This window comes from Cellulophaga sp. BC115SP (genome assembly GCF_009905545.1).
Lineage (GTDB): Bacteria > Bacteroidota > Bacteroidia > Cytophagales > Spirosomataceae > Flectobacillus > Flectobacillus rivi.
In genome coordinates this window covers 45,618-56,433 of sequence record NZ_JAAALB010000041.1, presented here as the reverse complement: position 1 = coordinate 56,433, position 10,816 = coordinate 45,618, and the positions used below count along the sequence as shown (strand labels likewise).

At 35.4% G+C, this 10,816-nt stretch carries 8 protein-coding genes and 1 pseudogene; 2 read left to right on the top strand and 7 right to left on the bottom strand.

The annotated features are described in order from the left end of the window. Together GVN22_RS21785 and GVN22_RS28475 are read left to right on the top strand one after the other, a co-directional pair. A partial coding sequence (locus GVN22_RS21785) for a transposase family protein (protein WP_166553121.1) occupies nucleotides 1-192 on the top strand: 192 nt, incomplete at its 5' end. Nucleotides 193-207: 15 nt separating this feature from the next. Further along, nucleotides 208-459, top strand: a pseudogene (locus GVN22_RS28475) (transposase); the annotation flags it as partial. A gap of 140 nt (nucleotides 460-599) precedes the next feature. Here GVN22_RS28475 and GVN22_RS21775 read toward each other — a convergent pair. The 7 genes from GVN22_RS21775 to GVN22_RS21745 all read right to left on the bottom strand — a co-directional run bounded on the left by GVN22_RS21775 (nucleotide 600) and on the right by GVN22_RS21745 (nucleotide 9,940). Continuing rightward, complete coding sequence (locus GVN22_RS21775) at nucleotides 600-1,205, bottom strand: hypothetical protein (RefSeq protein WP_166553120.1); 606 nt, start codon at nucleotides 1,203-1,205, stop codon at nucleotides 600-602. Nucleotides 1,206-2,067: 862 nt separating this feature from the next. Next, nucleotides 2,068-2,805, bottom strand: a complete 738-nt coding sequence (locus GVN22_RS21770) for an imm11 family protein (protein WP_166553119.1) — start codon at nucleotides 2,803-2,805, stop codon at nucleotides 2,068-2,070. Nucleotides 2,806-3,235: 430 nt separating this feature from the next. Beyond that, on the bottom strand, nucleotides 3,236-3,829 hold the full coding sequence (locus GVN22_RS21765) for a hypothetical protein (RefSeq protein WP_166553118.1): 594 nt from the start codon (nucleotides 3,827-3,829) through the stop codon (nucleotides 3,236-3,238). Nucleotides 3,830-3,995: 166 nt separating this feature from the next. Next, the gene (locus tag GVN22_RS21760; protein WP_166553117.1) at nucleotides 3,996-4,286 is read right to left on the bottom strand and encodes a DUF1493 family protein; all 291 of its coding nucleotides are present in this window, start codon (nucleotides 4,284-4,286) and stop codon (nucleotides 3,996-3,998) included. A gap of 112 nt (nucleotides 4,287-4,398) precedes the next feature. Further along, a complete protein-coding gene (locus GVN22_RS21755) occupies nucleotides 4,399-5,262 on the bottom strand; it encodes a BT_3987 domain-containing protein (RefSeq protein WP_166553116.1) in 864 nt (287 codons plus the stop codon). Beyond that, nucleotides 5,263-6,714, bottom strand: a complete 1,452-nt coding sequence (locus GVN22_RS21750) for a SusD/RagB family nutrient-binding outer membrane lipoprotein (protein ID WP_166553115.1) — start codon at nucleotides 6,712-6,714, stop codon at nucleotides 5,263-5,265. It lies immediately after the preceding gene. A gap of 25 nt (nucleotides 6,715-6,739) precedes the next feature. Continuing rightward, nucleotides 6,740-9,940: a SusC/RagA family TonB-linked outer membrane protein gene (locus GVN22_RS21745; protein WP_166553114.1), complete on the bottom strand. Its 3,201-nt coding sequence runs from the start codon at nucleotides 9,938-9,940 to the stop codon at nucleotides 6,740-6,742. Nucleotides 9,941-10,816 lie beyond the last annotated feature (876 nt).

The following is a 10,816-nucleotide window of genomic DNA, read 5'->3' as shown; positions in this document are numbered from 1 at the left end:
GATGATTACAATCGAGAAGTACTTTTCATAGAGACTGATTACTCGCTCAAGAGTAGTAGGGTGATTTATATTCTTCGTCATTTGGTAAACAAACATGGCAAGCCTACTAAGATTAGAATGGATAATGGACCAGAATTTGTAGCAAAACTAGCGCAAGAATGGAGTCAGATGAATGACATAGTTTTTCGCTAGTTTCAACCAGAGAAACCAACGCAAAACGCCTACATTGAGCGATTTAACCAAACTTACCGTAGACATGTATTAGATGCTTATGTGTTTGATTCTTTGGAGGAAGTTCGCCAAGAAACAGATCTATGGCTGAGCGATTATAATTTCGTTCGCCCGCATGTCTCTTTAGGTGGTATGAGCCCAGTAGATTATAGAATGAAAAAACAGAACACCCTTCTTGGGCTTCGTTCCGCTACGCTACACTCAGCCCAAGAAGGGTTAAAAACATAATCAAAGCAGACTGATTATGTATATTTTTAAACTGTACTAAAAATGGGAAGCCGACACTTTACTAACAAGATTGGAATCCTTAGAATAAGCTAATATAGGCTTGGAAGCTTGCAGCGGCGGGGATGAGCGATGGAACTGGATTAGTCATAAAATCTAAAATCAATTAGCATTTTGTCTTTATCTTTCCATTTTACCCAGCCATAAGTCTTAAAATTTTCAATAGATTCAATATCTTGAACCTCTACCTTCAGCCAATCTCCAACTATTTTTTTCCCATAAATAGTATAAGTGTCATAATCAATATACAATACTTTCTTGGAGTTTTCAGTTGGCAAAACTCTCACTGGGTTTTTCTTTTTATCAACTATGATAGAATTATAGTCGTAACTAAGAATAAAGTTCGTCCAACTGTAATATTTTAAACTATTTTCTGATTTACTAATAAATTTTGATTGCCCATTTCCTATAGAAACTTGATACCTATCTTTATCTTCACGAATTACTTCGATTAAAAAAATATCATTTGGAATATCTATTGCGTAAGGATTAAACGTTTCGGGTAATTTAGGGTTTATATCTCCTAACAAAGAAAATTCTAAATAAATACTATTATCGCTATTCAAAATGGTTAATATATTATCCTTACCTAAGTCAGAATTATTACATAAAAGCCCAGCACTCGAATAGCAGTTAAATATTCCTAAAAATGGGCTAATACACAATAGAATAAATCTTATTACTTTCATCAGTCTTTTGTTTTTTTGTCCTAATTGTCACAGGTGGTAAACCATAACCTAAATATCCATGGTTATTATGCCCCCCAACTCTTATTGCCCCAATATTTGATCCGTTGGTTCCTTGATAATTTACATTAAATCCGAATCTTTGGGCTGTTTCATAAATCAATTGATTATTAGTATTACTGAACCCCACTAGCGCAAGTCTTAGACTTGTGCTTTCTATTTCTCTAGTTTTAAAACTTAACCTCGGATAAGTTTAACTCTTTTTCGAATAGGATTGGAATCCCTAGTTTAAGCTAGTGATGACATGGAAGCTTGCAGCGGCGGGGTCCTGCGGAACTCTATAGACATTTTGAGATTTCAATCAAATCATAAATTTCAGTAATTCCATTCTCGGGTTCAGTACAGATTTTAAGCCCTTTACCGTATTCTGAACACATTATTCTATTTGGTATATACCCTATTTTCCCATCCATCTCAAATCCGACAGTACTTATTTCTAAATAATATTTCCGACCTTTTTTTATACTTTGACCAACATTTGAATGTCTATATACAATTTTGAAAATCTTATCTATGTTATTTTTCGCATGAATGATGCTAATCGTTTTATACTTTTTTATTTTATGAATGTAAAAAGTATCTGATTTAGTTATATTCGTTATTCTACTTTGACCATAAATATTGCATGATATGAGTATCATAATAATGGAAAATAGCTTTCTCATCGGCTTCTTGGTAACGTAATCATTATAAAACCTATTGAATTATCACTGTTTTTTGAAGGGCCTATTTCAACCTGTTAATTTATTGGAATACCCCACTAGCGCAAGTCTTAGACTTATGCTTTTAGTTTTTGAGTCTCCATTCAACATACTACTAAATCTAAGCCAAATGTAGGATAGCTTGCAGTATACCCTGTAATGTTTTGTTCTTGTAATTTTTTATGAAGATTTTCGGATATATATACTTGATTTGTTAAAAATTGAGTCCCAAAAATATCAAGCTCAGAATTAAAGTTAGAGTTAAAAACTAATTCTGTAACTTTGATTGCTTTACCCGTTTCATAAAAAACATTTAAATAGTCTTGATAAGACTGAATATTAACTGAAAAATTTTCACCAAATGTCCTCTTGTGATCACGTAAGTTATATTCACATTTTGAAAAGTCAACAGTATTTTCACCTGTTTCAAGATCAAAACAAAACCACCAGTAACCATCTACAATTTTTCCCCCCTGAATAAAAGTAATTTCAAAAAAATTATGATTTGGCAAATTAGCTGTTTGTAGTATTTCTTTCAATTTACTATTCACAAAAAAACATCTGAACAGTCCACTAGCACCAATATAATCAGTGAGTATAGCTGTTTTTGCTAATTTTATATGGAGTAATTTACTTCCATACTCCTCCCATTTAGCCCATTTTTTCCACCAATCTTTATCCATTAAAACATCGGGAAAAAAAACACTCGTAAAATGGGGATGACTGTGAAAAAACAAATCATCAAAAATTATTTGCCCACCTCCATCTCTAATACCTACTACTTTCGGGTCTGAACTTTGTCCAAACTCTCTAAAATTTAATGTTATCCTATTATTCATCATCTAAATGCTTCATTTAAATTTGGTCCACCTAATTTTTTCCAATCCAAGGCCGCAACCATCAGACGGAGACAAAAAGAGTGAACCTATTCCAAAAAATCCATCTGAAATATAGGATATAATATATCAATACCGTTTAAGTTATTTAGTATTAATCTATCATATAATCATTAGCACAAGTTTTAGACCTATGCTTTCAATTTCCAAAATTTTAAAACTTCACCTCAGATAAGTTTAACTCTCCATTAGCGCAAGTCTTAGACTTGTGCTTTCTATTACTCTAGTTTTAAAACTTTACTTCAGATAAGTTTAAATCTTTTACTATCAGGATTGGAATCCTTAGAATAAGCTAGTACTGGCTTGGAAGCCAGCACTAGCAAACTACAAACAAAAAAAGTCCAAGTCTAAGACTCGGACTAGTTCCGTTAAAAATCTATTTATAAAACTGAATGCTGTAAGGTTCTTTTGTACTTTTATCTAACAGATTTATTGTTATTCTGGCTGAATACATATCGATACTTTCTCCCATTTCCTTCATGGTTACTTCCTGATTATGTAAGATTTTCTTAAATGTTTTAGGCGAATCATATTCTCTAATTGTATGATTTTGTAAAACTTGGCTCAAGCAAGTATCGTAATCATAGTTATTAGTAATAAATGACCCTGTACGAGGAGAAATCACTACAAAGAGAAACTCATCTACATAAAAATATCCTGTGATAATCAACTTCCAAAATTTGTAATAATTTGTCTCACTCATATTCACTTCCATAAGCTTCAAAATCTTGCCATCTGCTTGAATAGTTTGCTTTTCTTGAAGTAAAACAATCGTTTTCTTTTTATCTATAAATTTCCCCTTATATTTTGAGTTTGTTGCATCTGCTACATCAACGTATCTTCTCAGTGCCTTTATGGTAACTGAGTCTTTAATATCTAATAATGGAATCGTACATTGAGCAACTAAATTGGGAGTAGAAGTAAAAAGTAGCGTGCACAATAGTGCAAGAAATAAAAGGTGTGTTTTCATAAGAAAGGTTATATTAAAAATAATTTAGAGATGTAACTTGTTTATTAATGTAGAAATTACCTTGTTAAGATATAAAATTTATTCTTTTCTATTTTGCCTTAAATGACTTTTATTTTTAGGATAAGCTTAAAATCCATTTCCCTGATCAAAGCCTTTTGAATAAAATTTAGGTTAATTTTCCTTCAAGAACACCTTCAAATAGCTTTGCTATATTTAATGAACTAATTGGTTTATAATTAGAAAAAACTGATGGCTCGGGATAAAAATATTTAGAGAATACAAACCCGCTTATCTCTACATTAAATACATTAGCATATTTTACGATTAAATCCCTACCATCGTCTCCTGTCACACCCAAATCATTTTCTAACTCGGTGGTATCCGTGATTTCTATGTTGAACTCTCCAATTTCCTCCCTAATGAATTGAATAAGTTGATATTTTAGATCATTGTCCATGTTGACTGAAGAATTAAATGATTGGGATTTCAGACATCCAGATTCAAAAAAAATCGGTACCGAAATATTCAGTACCGATTACAATTTAACCAATAATTATTAATAAAATTCTTTATTGTCTAGTCAATGTCTCCTTCACAATACGAGGAGCTGCTACGTTGTAAGAGTAATTCAAGTAGAATCTCTTCGTAGCTGGGTCGTAATAGTTTCTAGAATAACTTTGGTCTACGTTTGGAGTTGCGCCAGACGGCTTAATTGTTACAGAATTATCTGTGTTAATGGTCAACAACATATAATATCCTGAACCACCTAAGTCACCTAATTCAGCAATTACCGTGTTGGCATTCACACTTACCAAGTCTTTTACACGGTCGATAGCACGGTCACCAGCAGTTGGGTGTGAGAATACCCCAGCAGCTTTGTAACGACCATCCCATTGGTTTTTAGCGATGATCTTGAACAATGCTGAACCCAAACCTGAACGGATTTTGTAAGCACCTGCGTTATCTACTGTCAAACCTACAGCATAGTCAGCACCTACGATTTTTGTAGGGTCGATTGTCAACTGAACAATTTTACTGAACTCACCAGCATTGAATGTTACGTCTGTAGCCGAAAGTTTGTAAAAAGAAGTTGGCAAAGGTTTGATAGTTGTTCCATGTGCTGTGTTATATTTCGTAATCAAGGCATCATCTACCTTTAACTTCACAGTAACGGTCGATTGCAATTCAGCGTTGGAAGTTACATCACGGATAATTTCCACTAAATCTGCCGTTTTGTCTCCTGCACTTAGCTCAAGACCTACATTGTTTAGTTCTGTGCCTGCAGCAGGGATTCTAACAAAGTTTGAGCCTTTTCCAGCAATTAGATCCTTTCCTTCTTCGATACAACTAGTCATCGAAAGAAGAGAACCCATTACTAAGACATTAAATATGTTGATATATTTTTTCATTGCTTCTAGAATTAAAATGTTCATCTATTTGTCCCACCAAATTTTAGCATCTTGTGTATCACCACCTGTTAGTCTTGATACTGCTGCCTGATAATTTGTTTTGTTAAGGTTTGGCTCATTTGAACCATACACAAAACGACGAGGAATCTGCTTACTAACGTTGGTAGCTTTTGGTGTTGGAGTAAGAGCTGGAACACCTGTTCTACGCCATTCTGACCAACCGTTAGCACCATCTGGGAAGAATGAGATATAACGCTGTGTACGAACTTTGGTCAAAATATCATCATTCGTAGTTCCTAATTGAACAGAAGCATTTGACATAAACGTATTAAACTTAGTTTGGTCAAATACACCCCATTGTTTCCAAGACATTTCAAGACCTTTGCTGTACATAGTAGAAGCACTTTCTGTTGTCCAACCTAAAGCTGCTGCTTCGGCTCTTGCCAAATAAACACTAGCTGCTGTCAAAACAAATGACGTTGCGCTACCAGCTCTGTAAGTTGGATTCAAGATTCTTGACCAGTCAGCGTGTGAGTTGGTATAGTTCACAGCATCGTCACGAGTCAAACCATAAGGCATAGGAACCACTGTACCACTTGCATTTGGTTCGCCATAAGCGTTTACACGTGCATCAGAAGTTGCGTAAAGCATATTTACGATCACATCACTAATACCGTAATCTTTACGTCCGTTGTAGGTGTTATACCAAGGGCTGTTGAATGTACCGCCTGGATAAGCCACTTGAGTATTGTCTTCGTTTGCATCAATCACACCACCACTAGATGCTAAGGCATCCAAAAACTGCGCTTTACCTGTAGTTGGGTCAACTTTTGATAAACGAACAGCCATGATCAAACGCAAAGAGTTAGCAAATTTTTTCCAACGTGTTAAATTACCACTATGTACAATATCGCCAGCAGGAGAAGCACCACCGTCAAATTGAGCAACAGCTTCTTTCAACTCTTTAAACAAACCATTATAGATTTCTTGTTGTGTATCGTATTTTGGTTGTGTTTTCAATTGTAATGCTTCCGAATAAGGCATATCACCCCATTGGTCAGTCAACATCAAAAAGCGGTATGCTTTTACAATACGAGCCAAAGCGATTTGGTTATTGTTCGAACCATTTAACGCAGCATAAGCTTTGGTGGCAGGGTCTGTATTGTTATTGATGATGTTTTGTAAGTCATACAATGAACCAGCATAGTTACCATCCCAACCAATTTGTGGAATAGCATAAAGCGATGTCTCAGTGTATTGAGTTTCAGCAAAATATTGACAATATAAACCATTCCTGATTGAGCCATTGGTAGCAGGGCTATCAAAGTCCAACAATGCATTTGTTAACAAAGCTGATGTTACTGGTGTTACAATGGCATTGGGGTTGTCGTTCATTGTTCCAAAATCCGAACAACTTGCTGTGAAAAGCATAACTGATGCAAAACCCAGCGTTTTTAGTATATTTTTACGTATCATCTTACTCTTCAATTAAAATCGTTTGTTAGAAACCTAATTTGATGTTTACACCTAATGATCTTGTGCCTGGGAACTGACCGTTTTCACCGAAAATTTGAGACATCTCTGATGGGTCAAAATCTCTGTTTTTAGTATAAATCAACCAAGGGTTACGAGCAACAATTGAAACCGTTGCGCTTTGTAACAATTTGCTTCCTTTAACTGGAATTCTATAACCGATGCTAACCTCTCTCAATTTGATAAAGTCAAGGTCGTAAACGTGTTCTTCTGAAAGTTTGTTAGTAGCAAATTGGTGGAAGTAGGTATAAGCATCTACGTATTTATCTACTGCTGCACCATCGGCAGTAACACCTTGTACGTGTACACCACCACCATCAGCGATAGGGTCACGGATAGGGTTTCCTTTGTCGTTTACACCTGCTGTTCTTTCAAACAAACCTGAGAAACCACCCCAGTAATCAGACAATGAGAAATATTTACCACCTTTTGAGAATTCGATATTAGCCGAAAGAACGAAGTCTTTGTATTGGATTTGGTTGAACCAACCACCTGTGAAGTCTGGCAATACACTACCCAAATAAGAGTTTGGAGTTACTACATACATTCCATCAGCAGTCAATACTTTCTTGCCATCTTTGTATGTGTATGCACCACCACGGATTTGACCCCATGCTTCACCAACTTGGTGAACTACAGTACCCACACCAAAAGCATCAGATGTTACAGTAATTGCATCTACACCTTCCGCTAATGCTAATACTTTTGAAGTATTTTTTGCCCAGTTTACAGTAGTAGTCCAAGTTACATCTTTAGTTTTAACAGGAGTTGCGTTCAATGAAACCTCTAAACCATGACGGTTGATTTTACCAGCGTTAATCAATTTAGAAGTAAAACCACTTGTTCCTGAGATAGGTACAGTAATGATTTCATTGATTTTATCTTCGTTGTAGTATGTTACAGACAAACCTAATTTATCCTTCAAGAATTTCAAGTCTAAACCAAATTCATACGCAGATGACAAAGCTGGCTTGATATTAGGGTCAACAATCGTATTTGGTGTTCCCATGTAAGAGTATGAACCAAATTTAGCAGAAGCCAAAGAGTAGTTCAATGCCAATGAATATGGACTTAAGTCAGAACCAACTTGTGCCCAGCTAGCACGAAGTTTACCGAATGATAAGGCAGGAACTGTACTACGAATCAACTCTCCGAAGACGAATGAAGTACCTACAGATGGATATGTGTAAGAGTTTGCATCTTTTGGAAGAGCTGAAGAACGGTCATTACGTACAGAACCTTCCAAGAAAATGATGTCTTTGTAGCCGAATGAACCACGTGCATACAAACTGCGAATTTCTTTATCTGAACGGTAAGAACTCAAAGAAGGAGTCGATGATGAGTTACTCAAAGCAAAGTAATCTGGAATAACCAAACCGTTTACAGTACCAGCCGACATCGTTCTGTAGCTATCGTGACGAATGTTACCACCAGCCAAAGCATCGATTGTAAAGTCATTGATGTGCTTGTTATAAGTCGCCATCAATTCGTAGTTCATCTCATTTGGCGTGTTACCGTTGTTTACAATGTTACCATAAGTTTGGTAAGTGTTATAACCTGCTTTTAAACCTGTCTGAGTAGCTGATGTTTGAAGAATCGTTGGAACTTTAGATTCTCCAAAAGTATTACCTTGGTTGAAACGAACAAAACCTGCTACTTTCAAATTATCATTGATTTTGTAAGTCAAATTCACATCACCAAACATACGTCTTCTGTTTTCTGAAATATCTAATTTCTCGAAATACGAGTAGAAGTTATACCAGTAGTTTGCTCCGTAGAAGTTCAATGGAGAAGAAGCATAAGCACCTGGGTTATTGTGGTTCCAGCTTGCTAAAATACCTTCTGGAGAAGTCAAGTCTTTCAATTCTTTTAACTTATTCAAATCCAAATCTCTGTGGAACCAAGAGTTAAATGAACCTGAAGATTGGTTAGAATAACCATCATTGAATTGTCCTTTGATAGTGTATTCTGACAAGTTAATGTTGGCTGTTGCAGTCAAATGCTTTCCTAAATCTACTGTAGTTTGTGATGAAATGTTATATTTTACACCACTTGATTTGTACATCAAACCGTTTTGGTTTTGAGCCGTAAATGAAATACGAGTAGAGTAGTTGTCTCCAGCCTTCGAGAAGTTAACGTTAGTGTTAGTAGCAAACTGACCTTGGTAGAAATCACGGATGTTGTTTGGTTGAGCTACCAAAGAAGCCGTTTTACCAGTATATTGTGTACCTGGATACCAAGAATACCAAGGTATATACTCTTGACCTACCATACGAGGTCCCCAAGAAGCATCATCCGAATAGTCATGATAGTATTTACCATTCAATGCTTTCCACTCTTCTGGCATACCAGCTTCCCAGTTGAATTTGATCATGTCTGAAGAAGCACCACCAGCGTAAGAGTTTTGGTAACGAGGTAAAACATAAACTGTTTCATAAAAAGTACTTTGGTTCAATTCGATACCAACGCCTTTTTTCATCGTACCTTTTTTGGATGCCATGATGATTACACCAGCATCACCGCGCTGTCCATAAAGTGCAGTTGCACTTGGACCTTTCAACACTGTTACTGATTCAACGTCATCTAAGTTTACGTCAGATGAACTTACAGGGTTACCGTCAAGGATGTAAAGTGGAGCTTTGTCGCTCAATGAACCCGCACCACGGATACGGATACTAGCATCGCGACCCAATGCTACTGTTGACTGGCTACGTACCTGAATACCAGCTACTTTACCAGCTAATGCGTTGTTTAAGTTTGTTTGACGAATAGTGTTTAATTGTTCGTCTTTAACACTCTGAGCTGAGTATGCTAAAGATTTTTCCGAACGTTTTGCTCCAAGGGCAGTTACGACAACTTCTTCTATTTGAGAAGTGTTTACTTTCATTGCCACGTTGATTTGTGATTGTCCACCTACTGTAACAGTTTGAGCAGCAAAACCTACGAATGAAAATGTCAAAACAGCGTCTTTTCCTACAGCAATTTTATAGGAACCATCTGCACCCGAAGTTGTACCACGAGGAGTACCTTTTATCGAGATACTAACGCCAGGAAGTGGAGCACCATCTTCAGATGAGGTCACCTTCCCTGTAACTTGCCTATCTTGTGCAAACGCGTTGCCTATCTGTACAAGAAGAAATACAGTAATAAGCAGTAAGAGTTTTCTCATAATGATTATTGTTTAAATTGTTTGGTAAAAAAGATTCATTTAAAGGTGGAAAAGAGATATATTTTAGCTAACTATAAGTATATACGTATTCCAGAAAGGGTGTTCTCAGTTCTGAGCACACACAGTTATAAAGGCATCGTTTCGGATAGAAAGATGAATATGAAAATATCAAAACCTGATTGAGTATCGTATAGACGTACTTTTCAGCTGCAGTTGTTACTGAACAACGCTAAGGTTTTGAATATTTGAGATTGAATAATAAAAGGAAAGCCTCTAAGTGTGAATTCACCCAGAAGTTGTGTTTGAATCTTGATAGTTCTCCTTTAGTTTGGTTGAATTGTTGGTAAAGTTTTTCAAGCTAATTAGTCAAGTTATGTCAAATATTATCCTTTTAGTGAGGACAATGCTCAACGGGAATAAATTTAGTTTCGGTTTAAGTTTTAATCGAACACCTAATATTAAAGATGCGATCTACCAAAAGAAGACTGACAAGAAGGAAATATGTATGTGATTGTTGGTTATGAAAGTTAATTTCTGATTTTTTGAAAATCTTAGAAGAGAAACACTTTCAAATTTTGTCAAGTTGGAATCCTTATTAGTAAATATTTTGCATCTAGTAATATTTAGGAGTAAAAAATTCTGCAAATCGTTTTTTTTAGAAAATTGTTCTGCTTAAAAATGGCTGTTCGTAAGCAGATGGATAAATATAATAACTTATTTTAAAACATAATAAAAAAATTTAAAATTATGTTAAAATATGTTAAAATTAGGTAGCATTTGGTCAATTTTGGATGGTAAAATTACTTATTTGTCAGAAAAATAGCATAGTTGGTTTGTTTTTAAACCTCACAGGAAAATTTTCTGCGAATTTCAAAT